Below are 23,690 nucleotides of genomic sequence, written 5' to 3'. Positions count from 1 at the left end.
CAGGCCCGTGCCGACGCCGGCAAGCGTGGCAGGGGCTCATTTCCACTGCGCAGGCGCCGGATGTGCCCGACGCCTGCCGAAATCAGCGTGGCGGCAACAGCGCCTGCAGCCGTGATTCCAGTTCCTGCTGGCGCCAGCCGGCCAGCGCGGCGGGCCACTGGCGGCGTTCCAGATAGCTCTCCAGATGCTTTCGCGAAGCCAGCACGCCATCGGGCAGGCCCAGATCGCGGCTGCGTTCGGCGACCGCATCCTGCAGCTTCTTCAGGGCCTGCTTGTTGCTGTCGTTGGCTGGCAGCGCAAGCGGTGCGTCGGCCTCGTCAGCCAACGGTGTCTGCAGGGCCTGCCACACGGCACCGGCGAGCTTGCGCGGTGCTTTCGGGAACTGCTCGAACAGCTTGCCCAGCGCGTCTGCATCGGCCGGCGGCGTACGTGCGAGGGTGGCGGCCAGTTCGTTGTCCAGGATCCAGCTGCGCGGCCGGTCGCTGTTGCGCGCCTGCACGTCGCGCCAGCGCAGCAGGCGCAGCAGGCGACGCTGTGCGGCGGCATCGAGGAACTGCGCCGAGCGCATCGCCAGATGCGGCCAGCGATCCTCATCGTTGGCGACACTGGCCAGCAGGCGCTCGCCATCGTCATGCAGCCACTGCTGGCGCCCCAGCGCCTGCAGCCTGGCATCGATCGCGTCATGCAGGGCGAACAGGTGCTCGACATCGTCGGCGGCATATTGCAGCTGCGACTCGGACAGCGGCCGGCGCATCCAGTCCGAACGGGTCTCGCCCTTGGCCAAGGTCACACCGGTGATTTCCGCCACCAGCTTCTGGTAGCCCATGCCACCGCCGATGCCGGCCAGTGCGGCGCCGATCTGGGTGTCGAACAGGGGCGCGGCAGCACGCCGCAGGCCCACTTGAACGCGACCAGGTCCTCGCTGGCACTGTGCATCACCTTGGTGATCGATTCGTCGGCCAGCCACGGCACCAGTGCGTCGGTCATGCCGGGAATCAGCGGGTCGATCAGCAGGATGTCCTGGCCGACGGCCATCTGCACCAGCGCCAGCTGCGGCCAGAAGGTGCGTTCACGGATGAATTCGGTGTCCAGGCCGATGCGGGCCGGGCGCTGCTGGAAGTACGTGTCCAGCTCGGCGGGGGTGGTGATCCAGGTTGCCACGGGTCGGGGGCCTACTACTCGGGTTTGCTCAGGCAGGGGAGAATAGCCTAACGTCGGTCCGCGTCCGTGCCGAAGGAGGCTCTGCTTGCGTTTTTCGTTGTCGCCCGTGCTGTGCACCGCCCTGGCCGTGGCCCTGGCCGGCTGCACGCCGTCGCCGCCGACGACCGCCGAGCGGGCCGCCGGCGACGATGCGCGCCCGGCCCAGGCGAGCGTCACCGACACGGCACCGCCGCCGCGGCAGGGCCGCGTGACCATTGCCGGCGAGGACGCCGCAGAGGATGTTCAACAGTGGACCCCGCCGCGCGTGGACCGGCAAGGGCGCAGCCTGGCCCAGCTGCGCCGTGCGGCCGAGCAGGCGTTCACCCAGGGGCGGTTCTACGAGGATGCCGACGCAGCCATTCCGCTGTGGCTAGCGGTGCAGGAGGAAGACCCGGATGACCGCCAGGCGCGGCAGGGCCTGCAGCGTGCGCGCCAGCGCCTGCAGCAGCAGGCCGACCAGCTGCTGGTGCGTCCGCTGAAGCAGCGCGAGGCACTGGCCGAGGCCAGCCGCCAGGCGCTGGTGCTGCTGACGCTGGCGCCCAATGACGAAAAGGTGCGCGCCCTGCAGGGGCGGGTGGAACGGGCCCAGCGCGTGGTGGCCTACAACCGCGCGGGCGAAGAGGACCTGCGCTCGGACCGGATCGGCGAGGAAGGGGACGGTGCGATCGGCAACTTCCGCGAGGCGCTGGCGCTGGATGAACACAACAGCCGGGCCAGGCAGGGGCTGGCGGCGGCCGAAAGCGGCCTGATCCGCCGTGCCGAGGATGCCGCGCGTGCCCGCGACTTCGCCAGCGCCGGCAGCTGGCTGGCCGAGGCGAGCAAGGTCCGTGACTCGTCGCCGACCATTGCCGATGCGTTCGAACGCATCGAGCAGATCCGCTCGGACACGCTGCTGCGGCTGCGCGACGACGGCCTGCGCGACCTGGCCACACCGCAGGGCCTGAAGCCGGCGCGGGAGAAGCTGGCCGAGGCGCTGCGCATCGGCCTGCCGGGCGATGCGGCAGTGGCCCAGCTGCGCGAGCGCATCGACCTGGCCACGCACTACGGCAGCTTCCGCCCGGGCCAGGTGTTCAGTGATGCGATGCGCGATGGCGGGCGCGGCCCGCAGATGGTGGTGGTGCCCCATGGTGGATTCCAGATGGGCGCCGGCGACGCCGAGCCGGGCTCGGCCGATTCGGAGCGACCTTCGCATTACGTGCGCTTTGACCGCGGCTTCGCGATGGCGATCACCGAAGTCACCGTCGGCGACTTCGAGCGCTATGTAAAGGCCACCAACGCGCGGCCCCGGGCCACCCGCCGTGGTCATTCGGTGGTGTATGACGAGCGCAGTGGCAACTTCATCCGGCGCAGTGGCGTGGATTGGCGCTCGGACTACGATGGCGGCCGCGCGCTGGGCAACTCGCCGGTGATGCACGTCAGTGTGCGTGATGCCGAGAACTACGCAGCGTGGCTGTCCGAGCAGACCGGGCGCAGCTACCGGCTGCCGAGCGAGGCTGAGTTCGAGTATGCACTGCGTGCCGGCAGCAGTGGCCGTTACCCGTGGGGAGATGCCGGTACACCGCCTCCCGGCAGCGGCAACTTCACCGGCAGCAAGGATGTGTCGCCCTCCGGCCGGCACTGGCACAACGCCTTCATCGGCTACGGTGATGGCTGGTGGGGGCCGGCGCCGGTGGCCAGCTTCCAGGCCAATGCCTTCGGCCTGCATGACATGGCGGGCAACTTGAGCGAATGGGTGGCCGACTGCTGGCATGCCAGCTACCGGCGCGCGCCGTCCGATGGTGTGGCCTGGTTCAACCCGGGGTGCCGCGCGCGGGTGATCCGTGGCGGCAACTGGGCCAACGCACCCGAGCAGACCCGTGCCGCCTGGCGGCAGTCGCAGGATTCGGATACGACCAACGCGCGCATCGGTTTCCGCCTGGTGCGCGGTATCTGATCGGCCCGCGGCTTCACCCGCTGCAGGCGTCGGCGCACTAAGATTGCGCCGTGCCCGCCGGCCGGCGGGGCTTGCAGGAAGACCGCCCGATGCGCAACGATCCCTTTTCCCGCTCGCCACAGGGCCCGCAACGGCGCGGCCTGTTCGGCAACATCCGCTGGTGGGTGCTGCTGCTGGCCGCCGGTTATGCCGCGTTCTACTGGTTTTCCAACCGCACGGTGGATCCCTATACCGGCGAAAAGGTCATGATCGACAGCAGCCTGGACGCGCGCCAGGAAACCGCGCTGGGCCTGCAGGCGTACCAGCAGATCCTCTCGCAGGAACCGCCGATGGATCCGAACGCGCCGATCGCGCGCGACGTGCGTGACATCGCGCAGCGACTGATTGCCAAGGTGGATGTGGTGGAGACTGCGCTGGCGCAGGAACACGGTGTGCAGCCGGCGCACTTCGCGCGTGATTTCCAGTGGGAAGTGAACGTGATTCCGTCCGAGCAGGCCAATGCGTTCTGCCTGCCGGGCGGCAAGATGGCGGTCTATACCGGGCTGGTGCCGGTGGCGCGCACCCGCGATGCGATGGCGGTGGTGATGGGCCACGAAATCGCCCATGCGCTGTTGCGCCACGGTGCGCAGCGCATGGCGCAGCAGAAGCTGACCCAGATCGGGCAGGTGGCCGGCGCCGCCAGCGGCATGGATGCGCAGCAGCAACAGATGATGATGTCGGCGATGGGCTACGGTTACCTGTTGCCGTATGCACGCAGCCACGAGACGCAGGCCGACGAAGTAGGTCTGATGCTGGCGGCGGCGGCGTGCTTTGATCCGCGTGAAGCGGTGCCGCTGTGGCAGCGGATGGGCCAGGCCGGTGGTGGCCAGTCGCCGCCGGAGTTCGCCTCCACCCATCCCAATCCCGGTACCCGCATCCAGAACCTGCAGGCGTTGATGCCGAAGGCGCTGGAGTACCGGCAGAAGTTCTGCGAGCAGGCAAAGTAGGGTGGGGAGCAGGGTTGTGCCCTGCACCCGCGGTAGTGCCGGCCGCTGCGAGTCCCCCTCCGGGGCCCGGCCCAGCCGCTGGTGGCTGTGCGTTCGGGCGCTTGCGAAGCAGTGCTTCGCAGGCAAAGCGGCCTCACCCATGTAGGCTCGGTCGCCGCTTGCTCGTGTGCGCTGTCCTGCGCGCACGGCAAGACCGGGGTTGGGCGTCCTGCCCAACCCGCCCGAGGCATGCCTCGGGCCCATGCGGCTCACGCCCCCGCAACCTGACCGACCCCGCCTACGACAGATTCTCGCGATCTGTCGGAATGGCGTGGGGTCAGATCCGTTTTCCTACGGAAAACGGATCTGACCCGAATTGATTAGAGATCTGAAAGAGATTCATCCATGCGTGACGTGGATCTACCGACCGTCACCGCCCCGCCAGGTCATTGGCAATCCAGAGCCGCTCTGGCTGTTGCTTCGGCTGTAGCCGTTGAGGTTGCCGGCCAGCGGCCGGCACTACCGCGAGTGCAGGGCGCAGCCCTGCCGAACAACTCTCTACTTGACCTGCACGTCGATCACACCGTCGCCAACACGCGCCTGCAGGGCATCGCCGGGCCGTACCTGATCGACCTTCCGCACCAGCGTACCGTCGTCGCTGCGGGTGAGGATGCTGTAGCCACGCGCCACGGTCGCCAGCGGGCTGACCGCTTCCAGCGAGCGCGCTACCCCGCGCAGGCGCAGTGCATCGCGCTCCAGCCGCCGCTGCATCGCGGCCTGCGGACGCCCGCGCAGGGCCGCCAGGCGCCGCTGCATCGCGTCGAGCTGGCGTTGCGGGTGATGGCCGCGCAGCATGGCCACCGCGTGCCGCAGCCGGGCCGCACGACGCTCCTGCTGCTGGTTGAATGCCGCATGCAGGCGCCGGCCCAGCTCCAGTTGGCGCCGGCGCAGCAGCTCCAGCCGTGCCTGCGGGCTCTGTGCGTTCAGGCGCAGCAGGGCGCGATCGGCGCGCTGCATGGCCTGCTGCATCGCATGGCGTTGCAGCTGCACCATGCGCGCGGCGGTGCGGCGCAGGCGCAGGGCCAGTTCGCGCTGGTCCGGTACCAGCAGTTCGGCCGCCACCGACGGTGTCGGAGCGCGCAGGTCGGCAGCGAAATCACTCAGGCTGAAGTCGGTCTCGTGGCCCACCGCCGACACCACCGGGGTGCGGCTGGCGGCGATCGCACGGGCAAGGGCTTCGTCATTGAACGCCCACAGGTCTTCCAGTGAACCGCCACCGCGGGTCAGCAGGATCACGTCGTAGCGGCCGCTGGCATCGGCGGCCTGCAGCAGACGGGTGATCTGCGCCGCCGCCGTGCTGCCCTGGACCAGGGTCGGCAGCAGATCCACTTCCAGCAGCGGGAAGCGGCGGCCGAGCACGCTCAGCACGTCGCGCACGGCGGCACCGGTGGGCGAGGTGATCACCGCCAGGCGCTGCACATGGGCCGGCAGCGGGCGCTTGCGTGCCGGGTCGAACAGACCTTCGGCGTCCAGCCGGGCCTTCAGTTCCTCGAATGCGCGGCGCAACGCGCCTTCGCCGGCTTCCTCCATGTGGTCGAGCACCATCTGGTATTCGCCACGGGCGTCGTACAGGGTCACCTTGCCGCGCACCAGCACGCGCATGCCTTCGCGCGGCACGAATTTCAGGTACTGCGCCTTCATCCGGAACATCGCCGCACGCAGCTGCGCACGCGCGTCCTTCAGAGTGAAGTAGAGATGCCCGGAGGCCGGGCGCGCCACGCTGCCGAGCTCGGCCTCGACCCAGATCGCCGGGAAGCTGCCTTCCAGCAGGTCGCGGGCCAGGGTGTTGAGCTGGCTGGGGGTGAGGATGTCGTTGTTGCGTGGCTGCATGGGAACGGCGTGCGGCAGGTGGAACGGGCGCTCAGGATCGCACGTCAGCGCGGGGCGTGCTGGGCCAGCGCCCACTGCACGTGTTCACGCACCAGCGGCGAGGGATCGTCGATGCGGGTGTGCAGCGCGGCCAGCGCCTCGGCCGAGGCCGGCGCATTGCCCAGCGCCACGGCGATGTTGCGCAGCCAGCGCTCATGGCCGCTGCGGCGGATCGGGCTGCCTTCGGTGCGGCGCAGGAACTCGGCTTCGTCCCAGGCGAACAGCTGGTCCAGGCGCGCGGTGTCGAGGTTGTTGCGCGCGCGGAAATCGGCTTCGTCGGTGCGCTTGGCGAACTTGTTCCAGGGGCAGACCAGCTGGCAGTCGTCACACCCGTAGATGCGGTTGCCCATCAATGGCCGCATGTCCTCGGGAATGGCGCCGTCATGCTCGATGGTCAGGTAGGAAATGCAGCGCCGTGCGTCCAGTCGTTGCGGGCCGGTGATCGCGCGGGTGGGGCAGACATCGATGCAGCGCGTGCAGGTACCGCAGTGCGCGGTGGCCGGGGTGTCGATCGGCAGCGGGATGTCGATGTAGATCTCGCCGATGAAGAACCACGAGCCACCGTGCCGATCGATCAGGCAGGTGTGCTTGCCGATCCAGCCGAGCCCGGCATTGCGCGCCAGCGCACGTTCCAGTACCGGTGCCGAATCGACGAAGACGCGGTAGCCCAGCGGCGCCACTTCATCGTTGATCTGCGTGGCCAGCTTCTGCAGGCGGTTGCGCATCAGCTTGTGATAGTCGCGGCCCAGCGCGTAGCGCGCCACATAGGCGCGGCCCGGGTCGGCCAGGGTGGCCCACGCTTCGGTATCGTCCTTGTGGCTGTAGTCCATGCCGACCGAGATCACCCGCACCGTGCCCGGCAGCAGCTCGGCCGGTCGCGCGCGCAGCGTGCCGTGGCGCGCCATCCAGTCCATCGTGCCGTACAGGCCCTGGCCCAGCCAGTCGGCCAGGTGCGCCTCATCCTCGCCCAGCTCGATGCCGGCGATGCCGCAGCGCTGGAAGCCATGCGCGCGGGCCAGTTCGCGGATGCGCAGTACGGCCTGGGCCGGATCGACAGGGGCGGGGACGGGGGACATGTGCACCAGTATAAAATCCCGGCATGCCCGATCTTTCTCTTCTGTTCGACACTGCCGCCGCGCGCACGCTCGATGCGCGCGCCTCGGCGTTGGCCGGTGACGGTGGCTGGGGCCTGATGGCACAGGCCGGCCTGGCCGGCTGGCAATGCCTGCTGCAGCAGTGGCCCGAGGCCCGCGCGCTGTGCGTGCTGGCCGGCGCCGGCAACAACGGTGGCGACGGCTACGTGCTGGCCACCCATGCGCTGCGGTCGGGACGCCCGGTGCAGGTGGTGACGCTGCCCGGCAAGGCGCCTGCCACGGCGCTGGCCCGCCAGGCCGCGGCGGACTTTGCCGCGGCAGGAGGCTGTGTCGTCGCGTTCGACGGCCAGCTGCCGGCGGCCGAGGTGTATGTGGACGCGTTGTTCGGGCTTGGCCTGGACCGGGCGCCGGCGGGCGAGGCCCTGGCGCTGATCGAAGCGCTCAACAACACAACGGCACCGGTACTGGCGCTGGACGTGCCCAGTGGCGTCGATGCCGATAGCGGTCGCGTGCCGGGCGTGGCGGTGAAGGCCGAGGTCACACTGCAGTTCATTGCCTGCCACCGTGGCCTGTACACCGGCGATGCACTGGAACACGTGGGCCAGCGCCGGTTGGCGCCGTTGGAACTGCCTGATGCCGCCTGGGACGGCATTGCCGCCAGCGCGCAGCGCTGGACGGGGAGCGTCTGCCGGCGCTGCTGCCACCGCGCCGGGCCAATACCCACAAGGGCGAGTCCGGCCACGTACTGTGCATTGGCGGCAACCATGGCAGCGGCGGTGCGGTGATGCTGGCCGCCGCCGCCGCGCTGCGCGCAGGTGCCGGGCTGGTCAGCGTCGGCAGCCGTCGCGATCACGTGGCACCGTTGCTGGCGCGCTTGCCCGAGGCGATGAGCCACGCGCTGGAAGACGGTGATGCGCTGCCCGCACTGCTGGACAGAGCCAGGGTGGTGGCGATCGGCCCTGGGCTGGGCCAGGACGAATGGGCGCGGGCGCTGTCTGCGCGGGCGCTGGCCTGTGGCAAGCCGCTGGTGATCGACGCCGATGCGCTGAACCTGCTGGCGCAGGATCCGCGCGCGCTGCCCGAGGCCATTCTCACCCCGCATCCGGGCGAGGCTGCGCGTCTGCTGGGCTGCAGCAGCGCCGACATCCAGGCCGACCGCTATGCCAGCGCGCAGGCGCTGGCCGAGCGCTTCCACGCCGTGGTGGTACTGAAGGGCGCGGGCAGCATCGTGGCCGCGCCCGCGCAGCTGCCGCGACTGATCGCGGCCGGCAACCCCGGCATGGCCGTCGGTGGCATGGGCGACCTGCTCACCGGCATCATTGCCAGCCTGCGTGCGCAGGGCCTGTGCGCGTTCGATGCCGCCGCCGCCGGCGCGCTGCTGCACGCACTGGCCGGCGATGCCGCTGCGGCCGAAGGCGCGCGCGGCCTGCTTCCCACCGACCTGCTGGCGCCGCTGCGGCGACTGGCCAACCCGGAACACTTCCCATGATTGACTTCTTCCTTGCCGACAGCGACGCCACCGAACGGCTGGGGCAGTGGTTGGCGGCCAGCCGGCCGCCGCAGGCGCTGGTCGAACTGCGCGGTGACCTCGGTGCCGGCAAGTCCACCACCGCCCGTGCCCTGCTGCGCGCGCTGGGCGTGCAGGGCGCGATCCGCAGCCCCACCTACACCCTGGTCGAGCGTTATCCGCTGGCGAGCGGCGGCGAGGCCTGGCACTTGGACCTGTACCGGATCGGTCAGGCCGGTGAGCTGGATTTCCTCGGCCTGGACGAGGGCAGCGCGGTGCTGTGGCTGGTCGAATGGCCCGAGCGCGGTGCTGGCGCGCTGCCGCCGACCGACCTGGTGGTGGCGCTGGAGATCGAGGGTCAGGGCCGTCGTGTCCGTCTCACCGCGGCAAGCGACATCGGTCGTGAATGGCTGCAACGGCTCCCGCAAGGGGGCGACTTGCAGGCCATTTCTGCCGGCTGACGAGAACAAACACCGGCAGGTTACGGATTATTAAGGAAAAAGGTGTTGCATTCCGTTCAGCGCGGTGATTGAATCCTGAGTCATGCGCCCGGGGAACCGTCTCATCGCCATCTGTGCCGCCGTCGGACTGGGTCTGGCGAGCGTCAGTGCGTGGGCCGGTGAGGTCCGCCAGGTCCTGCTGAATACCGGTGCCACCGGCACCCGCGCCGAGATCTCGCTGGTCGGCAGCGGCGGGTACAAGACCCTGTCGCTGGCCGGTCCGAACCGTCTGGTGGTCGATTTCCCCGACTCCAGCGCCATCCGCAACCTGAAGATGCCGGCCGCACAGGGCGTGGTCACGGCCGTGCGCACCGGACAGCCGGTGCCGGGTACGTTCCGCGTGGTGTTCGACCTTGCCGAATCGGTGGCGCCGTTCCGCCCGCAGATGCAGCGCGAGGGCAACGAATCCAAGCTGGTGATCGAGTGGCCGGGCGATGGCCCGGCCGTGGCCGCCCAGCGTCCGGCACCGACACCGCCGGCGCCGACCACCGCATCGGCCCCGAGCGCGGCCGAAAGTGCGCAGTCGCGTACCGATGCCGCACGCGCCACCGCGTTGTTGACTGCACAGGTGCAGCAGCAGGCCAGTGCCACGGCGGCAGCGCCCGCCGCGCCGACGCCGGCACCCTCCACCGCGCCGGTCCAGGTCGCCGCGGCAGGGACCACGGCCAGCAGTACCCCTTCGTCTTCGCCGGCCGCGATCCTCGCCGGCCAGCGCACCGCCGCCGTGGTGAGCACGCCGCCGGCCACCATTCCCACGCCGGCGCCAGCGGCGCCGGTTGAAGCGCCACGCCCGGCGATGCCCAGCGATGCCTCGCGCATCCGCATGCAGCCGGGCATGCGCCATCTGGTGGTGGCGATCGATCCCGGCCACGGTGGCCAGGACCCGGGCGCGATCGGCCCGACCGGCAAGCGTGAGAAGGATGTCACCCTGGCGGTGGCCCGCGAACTGGCCCGCCAGGTCAACGCCACGCCCGGTCTGAAGGCCTACCTGACGCGCGACAGCGACGTCTTCATCCCGCTGCCGATGCGTGCGCAGAAGGCGCGTGCGAACAAGGCCGACATCTTCATCTCGATCCACGCCGATGCTGCCGAGAACCGATCGGCGACCGGTTCTTCGGTGTATGTGCTGTCGACCAAGGGCGCTTCTTCGCAGCGCGCGCGCTGGCTGGCGGACAAGGAAAACGCGGCCGATCTGGTCGGTGGCGTGCGCCTGCAGCAGACCGAAGGCACCTTGGCCAACGTGCTGCTGGACCTGGCCCAGAGCGGCTACATGAAGGCCTCCGAAGACGCGGCCGGGCATGTGCTGGGTGGCCTGAAGCGGATCGGCAACAACCACAAGCCGAACATCGAACGTGCCAACTTCGCGGTGCTGCGCACCTCGGACATGCCGGCGATGCTGGTGGAAACCGCGTTCATTTCCAACCCGGATGAAGAACGCCGCCTGATCGACCCGGCCTACCAGCGCAAGATCGCCGGTGCCGTGCTCGATGGCGTGCACACCTTCTTCAGCCGCCAACCGCCGCCGGGGACGTTGTACGCGGCGCGTGCGCAGGCCGAGATCGACGCAGCCGGCACCATGGCCGGCGGCAGCAAATAACCCGCCGAAGGCGGGTTTCTGCTTTCTGTAGAGTCGACTGTTAGTCGACTACGCGCGCAGCGCGGGGTTTTTCGCTGCCCGGCCAGGAGCAGTCGACTGACAGTCGACTCTACCCGTGGCGCCTCCGCTATCATCCCCCCATGACGTCTGCTGCCCATTGCCTGCCATGAGCGCGCCCGGCCCGCGCCCGATCCGGCCCTTGCCGGAAATCCTGATCAACCAGATCGCCGCTGGCGAAGTGGTCGAACGTCCTGCGTCGGTGGTGAAGGAACTGGTCGAGAATGCGATCGATGCCGGTGCCAGCCGCGTCGACATCGATCTGGAAGAGGGCGGTGTGCGCCTGATCCGCATCCGTGACAATGGCAGTGGCATCGCACCGGAGCAGTTGCCGCTGGCGGTATCGCGCCACGCCACCAGCAAGATTGCCGACCTGGACGATCTGGAATCGGTGGCGACACTGGGGTTCCGTGGTGAAGCGCTGCCTTCGATCGCCTCGGTCAGCCGCTTCACCCTGGCCTCGCGTCGCGCGCATGACGAACACGGCTCGGCGTTGCAGATCGAAGGCGGCAAGATCGGTGAGGTCACCCCGCGCGCGCATGCGCCGGGTACCACGGTGGAAGTGCGCGAGCTGTTCTACAACGTGCCGGCGCGACGCAAGTTCCTGCGCGCCGAACGCACCGAGCTGGGTCACATCGAAGAATGGCTGCGGTCATTGGCACTGGCGCGCCCGGACGTCGAGCTGCGCGTGTCGCACAACGGCAAGGCCTCGCGTCGCTACAAGCCGGGCGATCTGTATTCCGATGCGCGGCTGGCCGAGACGCTGGGCGAGGACTTCGCCAACCAGGCCGTGCGCGTGGACCACAGCGGCGCCGGCCTGCGCCTGCACGGCTGGATCGCGCAACCGCACTATTCGCGCGCCAGTGCCGATCAGCAGTATCTGTACGTCAACGGCCGCTCGGTGCGTGATCGCAGCGTTGCCCATGCGGTGAAGATGGCCTACGGCGATGTGCTGTACCACGGCCGCCAGCCGGCCTACGTGCTGTTCCTGGAGCTGGACCCGACCCGCGTCGACGTCAATGTGCACCCGGCCAAGCATGAGGTGCGTTTCCGCGATTCGCGGCTGGTACACGATTTCGTCTATCGCACCCTGAAGGATGCGCTGGCCGAGACCCGTGCCGGTGTGTCGGCACAGGAGATCGGCGCAGGCGCTGCACACCCGGCCGACACCGCAGCAGCACCGATGGCCTCGAACGTGGGCGCATCCGGCTTCGGCCTGGTCCGCGGGCCTGCGCCCGGTGCCGGTGCGGGCGGCAGCAGTGGTGGCTTCTCCGGCTGGCGCCCGCAGCAACCGTTGGGGCTGCAGGTGGCCGATGCGCCAGCGGCCTATGCGGCGCTGTACGCCACGCCGGCCGGTGCCGAGCGCGCAGCGCCGCTGCCGCCGATGCCGACCGAGAACGGCCTGCCGGTCACCAGTGCAGACGCCGGCGTACCACCGCTCGGCTATGCGATCGCGCAGCTGCACGGCATCTACATCCTGGCCGAGAACGCCGAAGGCCTGATCGTGGTCGACATGCATGCCGCGCACGAGCGCATCGGCTATGAGCGCCTGAAGAATGCGCACGATGGCATCGGCCTGCAGTCGCAACCGCTGCTGGTGCCGATCACGCTGGCGGTGGGCGAACGCGAGGCTGACACCGCGGAGAGTGAAGCCGAAACGCTGGCCGCGCTGGGCTTCGAAGTGACCCGTGCCGGCCCGGGGGCGCTGCACGTACGCAGCCTTCCGGCACTGCTGGCCCATGCCGAGCCGGAAGGGTTGCTGCGCGATGTACTGACCGATCTGCGCGAACATGGCCAGAGCCGGCGCGTGGCCAGCGCGCGCGACGAACTGCTGTCGACGATGGCCTGCCACGGCGCAGTGCGCGCCAACCGGCGCCTGACCGTGCCGGAAATGAACGCGCTGCTGCGCGACATGGAAATCACCGAGCGGTCCGGCCAGTGCAACCACGGCCGACCGACCTGGGCCCGTTTTTCGCTGGCGGAGATCGACCGCTGGTTCCTGCGCGGACGTTGAGGGGAGCATCGATGCGTAACTGGGGAATGAGTGGCCTGCTGGCCGCCTGGATGTTGGCCGCCTGCAGCCCGGCGACACCACCGGCACCGACGGCGGTGGAGGATCCGGCGTTTGCCGCCGCGCAGCAGCAGTGGCGCGTGGCGCGCTATCAGGACCTGACCCGGGCCGATGGCTGGACGGCGCTGGTGGGACTGCATTGGCTGCAGAACAAATCGCATTTCGTCGGTAGCGGGGCCACCAATGGCATCCGCCTGGCGGTGGGTCCGGACAAGCTGGGTCTGTTGCGCCGGGAAGGCAGCCAGTGGTGGTTCACGCCGGAAGCGGGCGCCGAGGTCAGCCACGACGGGCAACCGGTGCGCGGACGCATCCGGGTTGACACCGACAAGGATCCGCAGCCGACCCTGCTCGCCTTCGATGGCGGCAAGGGCCAGCTGAGCATCATCCGCCGTGGTCCGCGCGATGCACTGCGGGTGAAGCATGCCGACGCACCTGCGCGCCGCGATTTCGCCGGCCTGCAGTACTGGTCCGGTGGCGCTGACTGGCAGGTGCAGGCGCGCTTCATCGCGCATCCGGCGGGCAAGACCCTGCCCATTGTCGACATCACCGGCTTGACCACGCAGATGCCCAATGCCGGCGCCGTCGAATTCGAGCGTGATGGCCGCCGCTGGCGTCTGGAGGCGATCGGCGCGCCTGGCCAACCGCTGTTCCTGATCTTCGCTGACCGCACCAGCGGCCGCGGCAGTTATCCGGCCGGTCGTTACCTGGATACCGACGCGCCCGCGGCCGACGGTACGGTGCGTATCGATTTCAACCACGCCTACAACCCGCCATGCGCGTTCACCGCCTACGCGACCTGTCCGCTGGCGCCGCCGGAAAACCGGCTCGACCTGCGCGTCGAAGCGGGCGAGAAGGCCTACCACCTGCCTGAAGGAGAAGGCTGACCATGCCGATCAGACACCTGTTCCGCGCCACCTTGTTGCTGGCGGCCTGCGCGATCGCGCCGCTGGCCGCGGCCCGTGACGCCCCGGCCACCCTGCCGCAACCGCAACTGCCGCCAGGCCGCCGGTGCCGCTGCTGTGGAAAGTCACCGGCCCGGGCGATGCGCGCCTGTACCTGCTGGGGTCGTTCCATCTGCTGAAGCCGCAGGACTATCCATTGTCGGCCGATGTCGAGCAGGCGTTCGAGGCCTCGCAGCGGGTGGTGTTCGAGTTGTCACCGGAAGACATGCAGTCGCCGCAGCTGGTCAGCCGCATGGTGCAGGCCGCGACCCGCACCGATGGCAGCGAGCTCAAGCGTGACCTGGATGCTGCGACCTGGCAGAAGCTGCAGGCCTTCGCCAGCGAGAACAAGCTGCCGTTGGCACAGATGCAGGGCATGAAACCGTGGTTTGTCGGCCTGAGCATTTCGGTGGGCCAGATGCAGAAGCTGGGGCTGGACCCGGCGCTGGGGCTGGACCGGCATTTCATGGAGCGTGCGCAGAAGACCGGCCGCAAGACCGCAGGGCTGGAGGACATCGACACGCAGATCGGCACGCTCGATGGCATGACGCTGCAGGAGCAGCGGCAGATGCTGGCCGAGGCACTGGACCAGGCCGGCAAGGCCGACGAGCAGGCACGCCAGCTGCACGATGCATGGCGCCGCGGCGATGAGCGCCTGCTGTGGACGAAGATGGCGGCGGAAATGCGCCAGCAGTATCCGCAGCTGTATCAGCGCATCAACACCGGGCGCAATGACGCATGGGTGCCCAGGCTGGTGCCGTACCTGCAGGCCGGGCAGGGTGGCACGCTGGTGGTGGTGGGCACGCTGCACCTGCTGGGCAGCGATGGCGTGGTCGAGAAGCTGAAGGCCAAGGGCTACAAGGTCGAGCGCGTGTGCACCGGGTGCAAGGCGAAACGTTGACGCCTCGCCGTTGAGCCACAAAACAGAACGGCGCGCCAAGGGCGCGCCGTTTTCGTTCCCGCCCGGACTGCGGCTCAGCGGCGGGTCTTGCCGCCGGTGCCGGTTCCCGGTTCGTTCGGCTTGTTGCCGGTACCGGTGCCAGTACCCGTTCCGGTGCCGCCCGGGCGCGGGCCGCCGAAACCGGTGCCCATGCTGCGCTGGAATTCCTGCCACAGCTCCAGATTGCGTTCGGTCAGCTGGTTCATCATCGCCCACGGGGTCTGCCCCAGCAGGTTGCCCATCTGCTGGCGGAACTGCTGCTGCTGGTCGAGGAAGACCTGCATGCTGCGCTCCAGGTAATTGCCCATGAAGCCCTGCAGCGAATCGCCATAGAAGCGGATCAATTGGCTCAGCAGCTGGGTGGAGAGCATCGGTTCGCCGTCCTGTTCCTGGTCGGCGATGATCTGCAGCAGGACCGAGCGGGTGAGGTCGTCGCCGCTCTTGGCGTCGCGGACTTCGAAGTCCTCACCGTCCAGGATCAGCTGGCGCACGTCCTCGATGGTGATGTAGCTGGAAATCTCGGTGTCGTAGAGACGGCGGTTCGGATACTTCTTGATGATGCGGGTCGCAGCCATTGAAGCGGTCACTCGTCACAGTAGATGCGCAGCATGGCGCAGTGCAGCAGCGGTTGCAACCGCCTCAGCCCCCGCCAGGCTTGGCTTTCAGGGGCGATCATGTTGCGCAACAAGGGTTTGCGTGTTGCGCAGCATGACCATCGGCAGGGGCCGCCGGCGTACGCCGCATCAGGCCCCTGCGTGGCTTACCAGCCCATGTGGTGGCCGCCGTTGATGTCCAGGTTGCTGCCGGTGATCCACGAGGCCTCGTCGGCCACCAGGAAGGACACCCCGTAGGCGATCTCCTCCGGCTTGCCCAGCCGCCCGGTGGGGATGTCGGCGATGATCTTGGCGCGCACCTCTTCGGGCACGGCCATCACCATGTCCGTCGCCACATAGCCGGGCGAAATGGTGTTGACGGTGATGCCGAAGCCGGCGTTCTCGCGCGCCAGCGAGATGGTGAAGCCGTGCATGCCGGCCTTGGCCGCTGCGTAGTTGGCCTGGCCGTACTGGCCCTTCAGGCCGTTGATGGAGCTGATCTGGATGACCCGGCCCCAGCCGCGGCGACGCATGCCTTCAATCACCGGGCGGGTGACATTGAACACCGAGTTGAGATTGGTGTTGATCACATCGTGCCACTGGTCGGCGCGCATGCGGTGGAAGGTGGTGTCGCGGGTGATGCCGGCGTTGTTGACCAGGATCTCCACCGGGCCGAGCTCAGCTTCTACGGCGCGCACCAGCGCTTCGGCGCTGTCCGGATCGGAGACATCGCCCGGGAAGATCGCCACGCGGTAGCCACGCTCGGTCATGGCCTGCTGCCAGGCGCGTGCCTTGGCTTCGTCGCGGTAGTTGGTGGCGACCCGGTGGCCCTGGTCGGCCAGGCGTTGGCAGATGGCGGTACCGATGCCGCCGGTTCCGCCGGTGACCAGTGCGACGCGAGATGTCATGGAGTGCTGTCCGGATATCAGGTGGGGAAGGGGATTCTGCAACATCGGCGCGGAAAGTGCGCCGGGCTGCAACAGGATATCGGCGCGCGGCAACCGTGCCGGGTCGAAGGCCTGTTGCGCGCGGGCCAGCAGTGCGTCCAGGTCCTGGGCCGGATCCAGCGCGGTGGGCGCCTGACCGAGGAGCTGCCAGAGCTGGCGCAACACCGGCAGCGGGCGCCGGGTGTCCACCGGCAGCGCGGCCAGCGACTTGGACAGTTTGTGACCCGGCGCATCCAGCAGCAGCGGAAGATGCCAGTAGCGTGGCACGGCCAGGCCCAATGCCTGCTGCAGCAGGATCTGCCGCGCGGTGGAATCGAGCAGGTCGGCACCGCGCACCACTTCGGTCACGCCCTGTGCGGCGTCATCGACCACCACCGCCAGCTGGTAGGCCCAGCAGCCATCGGCGCGGCGCAGCACGAAGTCGCCGACCTCGGCGTGCACATCCTGCTGTTGCGGCCCACGCAGGCCATCGACGAAGTGCACGACGCTGCCGGGCTGCACGCGGAAGCGGACGGCAGGATCCGGTCGCGGCTGCCGTGCGACGCAGCGGTGATGGATGCCGCCACTGGTGGCCAGGTCGCTGCGGCTGCAGTGGCAGACGAAGGCGAGGTCGCTGGCCAGCAGCACGTCCAGGGCGGCCTGGTAGGCCGCGCCGCGGGCGCTCTGCCAGAGGATCGGGCCATCATGGGCCAGCCCGAACGCGGCCAGCGCCTGCAGCTGCGACTCGGCCGCACCAGGCACGGTGCGTGGCGGATCGACATCCTCGATGCGCAGCCGCCACAGGCCGCCGTGATGGCGGGCCAGCAGCCAGCTGCCGAAGGCGGCAAGCAGGGAACCAGGGTGGAGCAGGCCGGTCGGCGAGGGTGCGAAGCGGCCGCAAGGTGTGGGTGAGGTCATGCTGGCTGAATCGTCGGTCAGGTTGGCGCTTGAATTCAAGCTGACTGCACCGCAAATTGGTCGATATCGACCCTTCTAGAGCCGGATTCTCCCATGTTTACCCGCATTGCCCTGTTCCTGGCCACCAACCTTGCGGTGCTGATTCTCGCCGGCATCGTGATGTCCATTCTGGGCGTGGACTCCCGTTCGATGAGCGGCCTGCTGGTCATGGCCGGCATCTTCGGCTTTGGTGGTTCCTTCATCTCGCTGCTGCTGTCCAAGTGGATGGCCAAGCGTTCCACCGGCGCGGTGGTGATTACCGAGCCGCGCAACCAGACCGAGCGCTGGCTGCTGGCCACCGTCGAGCGCCAGGCCAAGGCAGCCGGCATCGGCATGCCGGAAGTGGCGGTGTATGAAGGCCCGGAGATCAATGCCTTTGCCACCGGCGCCAACCGCAACAACGCGCTGGTGGCGGTGTCCACCGGTCTGCTGCACAACATGAGCGAAGACGAAGCCGAAGCGGTGCTGGGCCACGAGATCGCCCACGTCGCCAACGGTGACATGATCACCATGGCACTGCTGCAGGGCGTGCTGAACACCTTCGTGATCGTGCTGGCCCGCGTGGTCGGCGGCATCATCGACAGCGCGCTGTCGGGCAACCGCGAAGGCGGTGGCCGTGGCTTCGCCTACTTCATCATCGTGTTCGTGCTGGAGATGGTGTTCGGCCTGTTCGCCACGATGATCTCGATGTGGTTCTCGCGCCACCGCGAGTTCCGTGCCGACGCCGGTGGTGCCTCGCTGGCCGGCCGCCAGAAGATGATCGCCGCGCTGGAGCGCCTGCAGCTGAACCACGGCCAGAGCACGCTGCCGACGCAGATTGCCGCCTTCGGCATTGCCGGCTCGACCGCGAAGAAGCTGTTCATGAGCCATCCGCCGCTGGAAGAGCGCATCGCCGCGCTGCGTGCTTCTACGGTGGCGTAAGCCTCGGCTTTCAAGGTAGTGCAGGAACGCCCGGCCTCGCGCCGGGCGTTTTTGTTTGCGGGAATGCATTGCTGATGCGGGGTCGCGCCCGGCGGATCGTTTCCGCGCCTGCGGAGGGTGTCACTTTCTTTGCTCGTGCAAAGAAAGTAACCAAAGAAACACGCCGCCAGGGCGCGAGCCGATGCTGCGCATCGGTACCCTGCGCTCCTCGGCCCGTCGAGGGACGGTGCGGGAACTCGCTGCGCTCAGACACCCGCACCTCTTCGCCCTCGCCGGACCTGCGGTGCTCGGCTCGCTCAAGGCGGACCCAAGGTCAAACGCCACAGCGGTACCCGGTTGATCCATGCTACGCGTGGATGCTCTTGCTCTTGCTCTTGCTCTTGACCTTCCAGTCCGCCTTGAGCGAGCCGAGCATCGCAGGGGAATCAGGGGCGAAGAGGCGCCGATGTTTGAGCGAAGCGAGTTCGGCGCCGTCCCCTGATTCGCCGAGAAGCGCAGGGCACCGGCGTGCGTAGCACGTCGGCTCGCGGCTGGCGGAGCGCTTCTTTGGTTACTTTCTTTGCGCGCAAAGAAAGTGACACCCTCCGCGGTCGCGGAAACGAATCTCCGTGCGCGCAAACGAAAACGGCACCCTCGCAGGTGCCGTCTCCATGAACCGCTTTACACGGAATCTCAGAACTTCGCGTCGAACTCGGCAGCGTAGCCGGTGTTCACCAGCACCTTCTGCAGCGATTCGGCCACCTTCAGGTTGCCGGCCACGATCTGATGGGTCTCCGGACCGCGGTTGTCCATGCGGCCGAGGGTGGCGCCCTTGAAGTCGCAGACCTTGCCGCCGGCTTCGCGCACCAGCAGCAGGCCGGCCGCGATGTCCCAGGCCTTCACGCCGGCTTCGAAGTAGGCATCAGCGCGGCCACAGGCCACGTAGGCCAGGTCCAGCGCGGCCGAACCGGTGCGGCGGATGTCCTCGCCGTGCACCAGCAGGGCGTCGACCGCCTTCAGCTGGGCGCTGGCACGGTTGCGTTCGCGCGGGGCGAAGCCGGTGTGGATCATGGTGCCGTCCAGGTCCTTGCGGTCGGCCACGCGGATGCGGCGGTCGTTCAGCACCGCGCCGGCGCCGCGGCTGGCGGTGAACAGCTCATTGCGCAGCGGGTCGAAGATGACCGCGTCGGTCGGCTCGCCGTTCTCAACCAGGGCGATCGACACGCAGTAGTGCGGCACGCCGCGCAGGTAGTTGCTGGTGCCATCCAGCGGGTCGATGACCCACATCTGGCGACGCTCGCCCTGTACGCCACCTTCTTCGCCGAAGATGCCGTAGTCCGGGTAGGCGCGCTTGAGTTCCTTGACGATGACCTTTTCCGCGTCCGCATCCACTTCGCTGGCGTAGTCCATCCGGCCCTTCTGCACCACATTGAGCGCCTCGAGCTTGTTGATGTTGCGCAACAGGACGTTGCCGGCGAGGCGGGCGGCCTTGACCATGACGGTGACGGCGGGTTTCTGCATGGCGTGGGCTCCCGGAAAGGCAGAAGAGATGGACTGGCGGGGGAAAAGAGCGGGTCCGGCGCAGTGGCCGGCCGCACAGTTTACCATTGGTCATCGTCCAGCTCGACCTTTTCCCTGTTCATGTCCCAGTTTCCTGCCGCCACCCGCCTCCGTTTCGTCCTGGTTGGCACCCAGCACCCCGGCAACATGGGGCTGCCGCCCGCGCCCTGAAAACCATGGGGCTGGCCCGCCTGGTGCTGGTCGCGCCCGAGAAACCGCTCGACGAGGAGGCCTTCCGCCGCTCGGCCGGCGCCGAGGATGTGCTGGGTGACGCCCCGGTGGTCGCCACCCTGGCCGAAGCCGTGGCCGACTGCACCCTGGTGCTGGGCTGCACCGCCCGCGCCCGACGCGTGCAGTTGGAGGAGTACCTGCCGGCCGATGCCGCCGCCCGCGCGGTGGCCCGGGCCGGCGAGGGCGCCGAGGTGGCGCTGGTGTTCGGCCGCGAACGGACCGGGCTGACCAACGAAGAGCTGCAGCTGTGCCATGCCGCGGTGCACATCCCGTCCGATCCGGCGTTCAGTTCGCTCAACCTGGCCGCTGCCGTGCAGGTACTGGCCTACGAAACGCGCATGCAGCTGCTCGGCGCGCAGCCGGTGGCGGAGACCGAGCCGGGCTTCCGCGAGCAGCCGGCCAGCCACGAGCAGATGGAGAGCTTCTTTGCCCAGCTGGGCGACACCCTGGACGAGATCGATTTCCACAAGGGGCGTGCCCCGGAGTCGGCGATGCGCAAGCTGCGCCGCTTGTTCCTGCGCAATCAGCCGAGCGAGCAGGAAGTGCGCCTGCTGCGCGGCATCCTGGCCGATACCCAGCGCATGGCCCGGCTGGCCCGTGCCGGCAGCAGGGACGACTGACGACGGTCTCATTTTTTCGGGTAGTCTGTCCGGATACCCTGGGGGGATGAAACCTGTGTCGGGTCTGCGAAAGGCAGTGCAGAGGGGGCTGCTGGGCCTGGCCATGTTCCTGCTGGCCGGGTCGCTGCATGCGGCACCGGATCCGGTGCTGGTGCTGGGCCGGATCAGTGATGATCCCAAGGCCCACTACGAGCAGCTGCAGCCGTTGCTGGACTATGTGGTGGCGCACATGCACGACGTCGGCATCAGGGAGGAGGATCCTGATGGCGCGCGATCCGCAGCAGATGGCCAGCTATCTGCGGCGGGGGCGGGTGGACTGGGTCACGGAAACATCAGGCACGGCGATGGCGCTGGGCCAGCGCAGCGGTGCACGGCCGTTGCTGCTGACCGAACGCAATGGCGTGCGCCAGTACCAGACGGTGTTCTTCGTCCGCCGCGACAGTCCGATCCAGAACATGGAGGATCTGCGCGGCCATCGTCTGGCACTGCAGAACACCGCGTCCACCAGTGCCTACCTGGTGCCGGTGATGACCCTGCTGCAGGAAGGGTTGTCGCCGCAGATCCTGGCCGGGGAATGGGACACGCCGGGGCGCAACAGCGTGGGGTATGTATTTGCGCGCAGCGAATTGAACATCGCTACGTTCGTGCACAAAGGGCTGGTCGAAGCGGGGGCGGTGAGCAGTGTGGACTGGGACGACGAGCGGCGGGTGCCGGCGGCATTCCGGCGCGATTTCCGCGAACTGCAGCGTACCGAGCCCTACCCGCGGGCGGTGGAGATGGTGCGCGCCGACCTCGATCCGCAGGTGCGTGATCGTCTGCAGCAGGTGCTGCTGCAGGCGGCCAGCGACCCACGGGCGCAGGGGGCGTTGCATCGGTTTTTCGGCACTTCTGGGTTCCACCGCGTCGATGCGCATGCGCAGCAGCGGTTGGATGAATTGAAACAAGGATTGACGCGCGTGCGGATGGAAGTGGAATGAAGTGGCTCGGCTCGGGAATGCAGGCCAGGTTCCTGCTCGCGATGGGCGGGGCGATGGTCGTGGTGGTGGCGATTCTGGCCGTGCTGCTGGGACGCCAGGCGGCGATGCAGAGCGAGGTGCGTACCCTCAGCGGGGGCGTCATCCATGAATTGTTCGACCGCAGCGTGCGCAGTCGCGGCGAAGCGGTGGCGCGCGAGTTGTCCGACGCGCTGGCCAATCCGCTGTATTACCGTGACCTGGACCAGGTCGGCGCGCTGGTGCGCAGCACCGCGCGGCAGCCGGTGGTGCGCTACGTGCTGGTGTTCGACGAGCGCGGCCGGCTGGTGCATGACGGTTCGGTGGAGGTTTCCGGATTCGGCCAGCCGATGGCCGATCCGCTGGCGCCCAAGGCGGCGGCAGCGCGGGCGCTGGTGGTGCAGGAATCGCCGAAGGTGCTCGACAACACCATGCCGATCATGGTCGGCAGCCAGCGCATCGGTGGGGTTCGCGTCGGCATGGCGCTCGATGAAGTGCAGCAGCGCGAACAGGCCGCCAATGCCACCTTGGGCGAACGCCTGCAGCAAGTCGGCAGCCGCCACCTGGGCTGGCTGCTGCTGATGCTGGGCCTGCTGGTGGTGATCGGCGTGGTGGTGATCCTGTACGTGCAGCGCACCCTGGTCGCGCCGATCCGTGACCTGGCTGCCGCCGCGCGGCGCATCGAAGCCGGTGACTACCAGGCACCGCTGGCCGAGAACACCCGCGATGATGAAGTCGGCGAGCTGGTGCGCGGGTTTGCCCGCATGCGCGATGCGATTGCCCGCCACGACCGCGAAGTGCGGCACATGGCCTATACCGATGCCCTGACTGGGCTGACCAACCGGCTGGCGTTCCGGGAGGCACTGGACCATCGCCTGATGGCCGCGCGTGCCTCCAACCATCGGCTGGGCCTGCTGTTTGCCGACATCGATGATTTCAAGCGGGTCAATGACACGCTCGGCCACGAGGCCGGCGACGAGGCGCTGCTGCAGTTCGCGCAGCGCATCGGCCGCGCCGTCACCGAGGCCGGCGGCGATGAGGCCCTGCTGGCGCGGTTCGGTGGCGACGAGTTCGTGATCCTGGTGGGCGACGGTGACGTGGCCGCCAATGCACGGCTGCTGGCCGAAGTGCTGGTGCGCGAGTTGGGCAAGCCACTGGTGGTGCAGGGCAGGGAGCTGTTCCTGGGTACCTCGATCGGCGTGACCCTGTTCCCCGATGACGCGGCCGATGCGACCACGCTGCTGAAGAACGGCGATATCGCGATGTACCAGGCGAAGATGGCCGGCAAGAACTGCTATCGCTACTACAGCCGTGCGATGGACCACGCGGTCGAACGCCGCGTGCACATGGAGCAGGAGCTGCGTGGCGCATGGGAGCGCGGCGAGCTGCGGCTGGCCTACCAACCGATCTTCCGCATGCGTGACCGCCGCATGGTCGGCGTGGAAGTGCTGCTGCGCTGGCAGCATCCGACCCTGGGGACGATTCCGCCGTCGGTCTTCATCGAAGTAGCCGAGCAGAGCGGATTGATCGAGATCATCGGCCCGAAGGTGCTGCGCGCGGCCTGCATGGAAGCCTCGCAGTGGCCGCGTGGGGCAGGCGGTGATGACCTGTTCGTCTCGGTCAACGTCTCGCCCCGCCAGCTGCGCGGAGGGAGCTGCCGGCACTGGTTGCGCAGGGCCTGCACGAGTCCGGGCTGCCGGCCTCGCGCCTGCACCTGGAGCTGACCGAAACCGCCGTGATCGGCGATGAAATGGTCGCTGCGCAGCTGCTGGACAAGCTGCACCGCACCGGCGTGAAAGTCTGGCTGGACGACTTCGGTACCGGCTTCTCCGGCCTGAGCCACCTGCGCCAGGTGCCCGTGGACGGGGTGAAGATCGACAAGAGTTTCGTCGCCGACATGCAGCGCGACCCGGACGATCTGGCCTTGACCACGGCGATCATCGCCATGGCCCATGCGCTGGGGATCACGGTGGTGGCCGAAGGCATCGAGCAGCAGGCGCAGTTCGAACTTCTCGCCCAGCGCGGCTGCGATCTCGGCCAGGGCTACTGGTTGAGCCACCCGGTGACCGCCACCGAAGTGGTGCGGATGATCGAATCGGGGCTCTGACACCCCATCCACGCACGGCGTGGACCTTCCGGGGTCTTGTGTTGGGCTCAGATCCCTTTTCCTGCGGAAA

12 protein-coding genes and 7 pseudogenes are annotated in these 23,690 nt (G+C 68.5%); 12 read left to right on the top strand and 7 right to left on the bottom strand.

The features are described from left to right. Positions 1–82: 82 nt before the first annotated feature. Positions 83–1,161, bottom strand: a pseudogene (gene rnd / locus N4G47_RS12715) (ribonuclease D). 85 nt (positions 1,162–1,246) lie between these two features. Between rnd and N4G47_RS12710 the strand changes: the two are divergent. Both N4G47_RS12710 and N4G47_RS12705 read left to right on the top strand, forming a co-directional pair. Further along, positions 1,247–3,133 (top strand): SUMF1/EgtB/PvdO family nonheme iron enzyme, encoded by a 1,887-nt coding sequence (locus N4G47_RS12710; RefSeq protein ID WP_475287522.1) that lies wholly within the window; start codon positions 1,247–1,249, stop codon positions 3,131–3,133. Positions 3,134–3,222: 89 nt separating this feature from the next. Beyond that, entirely contained in the window at positions 3,223–4,119 is an 897-nt protein-coding gene (locus tag N4G47_RS12705; RefSeq protein WP_107231015.1) for a M48 family metallopeptidase, read from the top strand. 537 nt (positions 4,120–4,656) lie between these two features. Here the strand turns inward: N4G47_RS12705 and xseA are convergent. Together xseA and queG are read right to left on the bottom strand one after the other, a co-directional pair. Then, the gene (gene xseA / locus N4G47_RS12700) at positions 4,657–5,988 is read right to left on the bottom strand and encodes an exodeoxyribonuclease VII large subunit (protein ID WP_475287519.1); all 1,332 of its coding nucleotides are present in this window, start codon (positions 5,986–5,988) and stop codon (positions 4,657–4,659) included. Between the two features lie 44 nt (positions 5,989–6,032). Next, positions 6,033–7,103 (bottom strand): tRNA epoxyqueuosine(34) reductase QueG, encoded by a 1,071-nt coding sequence (gene queG, locus N4G47_RS12695; protein WP_475287518.1) that lies wholly within the window; start codon positions 7,101–7,103, stop codon positions 6,033–6,035. A gap of 23 nt (positions 7,104–7,126) precedes the next feature. Here queG and N4G47_RS12690 point away from each other — a divergent pair. The 6 genes and pseudogenes from N4G47_RS12690 to N4G47_RS12665 all read left to right on the top strand — a co-directional run bounded on the left by N4G47_RS12690 (position 7,127) and on the right by N4G47_RS12665 (position 14,695). Next, positions 7,127–8,610, top strand: a pseudogene (locus tag N4G47_RS12690) (NAD(P)H-hydrate dehydratase). Further along, entirely contained in the window at positions 8,607–9,089 is a 483-nt protein-coding gene (gene tsaE, locus N4G47_RS12685) for a tRNA (adenosine(37)-N6)-threonylcarbamoyltransferase complex ATPase subunit type 1 TsaE (protein WP_475287516.1), read from the top strand. The pseudogene N4G47_RS12690 and the gene tsaE overlap by 4 nt, the downstream one beginning before the upstream one ends. 82 nt (positions 9,090–9,171) lie before the next feature. Continuing rightward, on the top strand, positions 9,172–10,725 hold the full coding sequence (locus tag N4G47_RS12680) for an N-acetylmuramoyl-L-alanine amidase (protein ID WP_475287514.1): 1,554 nt from the start codon (positions 9,172–9,174) through the stop codon (positions 10,723–10,725). Between the two features lie 166 nt (positions 10,726–10,891). Further along, complete coding sequence (gene mutL, locus N4G47_RS12675) at positions 10,892–12,796, top strand: DNA mismatch repair endonuclease MutL (protein WP_475287512.1); 1,905 nt, start codon at positions 10,892–10,894, stop codon at positions 12,794–12,796. Between the two features lie 11 nt (positions 12,797–12,807). Further along, positions 12,808–13,737 carry a DUF1684 domain-containing protein gene (locus N4G47_RS12670; protein WP_475287510.1) on the top strand — a complete coding sequence of 310 codons (930 nt, stop codon included), beginning with the start codon at positions 12,808–12,810 and terminating at the stop codon, positions 13,735–13,737. Positions 13,738–13,739: 2 nt separating this feature from the next. Next, positions 13,740–14,695: pseudogene (locus tag N4G47_RS12665) on the top strand (TraB/GumN family protein). A 74-nt stretch (positions 14,696–14,769) separates the two neighbouring features. Here N4G47_RS12665 and phaR read toward each other — a convergent pair. The 3 genes and pseudogenes from phaR to gluQRS all read right to left on the bottom strand — a co-directional run bounded on the left by phaR (position 14,770) and on the right by gluQRS (position 17,171). Next, entirely contained in the window at positions 14,770–15,309 is a 540-nt protein-coding gene (gene phaR / locus N4G47_RS12660) for a polyhydroxyalkanoate synthesis repressor PhaR (protein ID WP_107231006.1), read from the bottom strand. A 185-nt stretch (positions 15,310–15,494) separates the two neighbouring features. Next, the gene (phbB, locus tag N4G47_RS12655; protein WP_249843447.1) at positions 15,495–16,235 is read right to left on the bottom strand and encodes an acetoacetyl-CoA reductase; all 741 of its coding nucleotides are present in this window, start codon (positions 16,233–16,235) and stop codon (positions 15,495–15,497) included. Continuing rightward, positions 16,232–17,171, bottom strand: a pseudogene (gene gluQRS / locus N4G47_RS12650) (tRNA glutamyl-Q(34) synthetase GluQRS). Before gluQRS ends, phbB begins: the two are co-directional and overlap by 4 nt. A gap of 93 nt (positions 17,172–17,264) precedes the next feature. On the opposite strand from gluQRS, the gene htpX reads away from it, so the two are divergent. Beyond that, positions 17,265–18,131: a protease HtpX gene (gene htpX / locus N4G47_RS12645; RefSeq protein ID WP_057495513.1), complete on the top strand. Its 867-nt coding sequence runs from the start codon at positions 17,265–17,267 to the stop codon at positions 18,129–18,131. 672 nt (positions 18,132–18,803) lie between these two features. Here htpX and N4G47_RS12640 read toward each other — a convergent pair. Further along, complete coding sequence (locus N4G47_RS12640; RefSeq protein ID WP_107231003.1) at positions 18,804–19,631, bottom strand: inositol monophosphatase family protein; 828 nt, start codon at positions 19,629–19,631, stop codon at positions 18,804–18,806. Positions 19,632–19,751: 120 nt separating this feature from the next. On the opposite strand from N4G47_RS12640, the pseudogene N4G47_RS12635 reads away from it, so the two are divergent. The 3 pseudogenes from N4G47_RS12635 to N4G47_RS12625 all read left to right on the top strand — a co-directional run bounded on the left by N4G47_RS12635 (position 19,752) and on the right by N4G47_RS12625 (position 23,620). After that, positions 19,752–20,521 (top strand): annotated as a pseudogene (locus N4G47_RS12635) (RNA methyltransferase). A gap of 103 nt (positions 20,522–20,624) precedes the next feature. Continuing rightward, positions 20,625–21,498 (top strand): annotated as a pseudogene (locus tag N4G47_RS12630) (phosphate/phosphite/phosphonate ABC transporter substrate-binding protein). Continuing rightward, positions 21,495–23,620 (top strand): annotated as a pseudogene (locus tag N4G47_RS12625) (putative bifunctional diguanylate cyclase/phosphodiesterase). Before N4G47_RS12630 ends, N4G47_RS12625 begins: the two co-directional pseudogenes overlap by 4 nt. Positions 23,621–23,690: the final 70 nt, after the last annotated feature.

This window comes from Stenotrophomonas sp. GSD10, assembly GCF_056172695.1.
The sequence above is the reverse complement of the archived record's forward strand: the minus strand, read 5'-3'. Positions and strand labels throughout refer to the sequence as shown.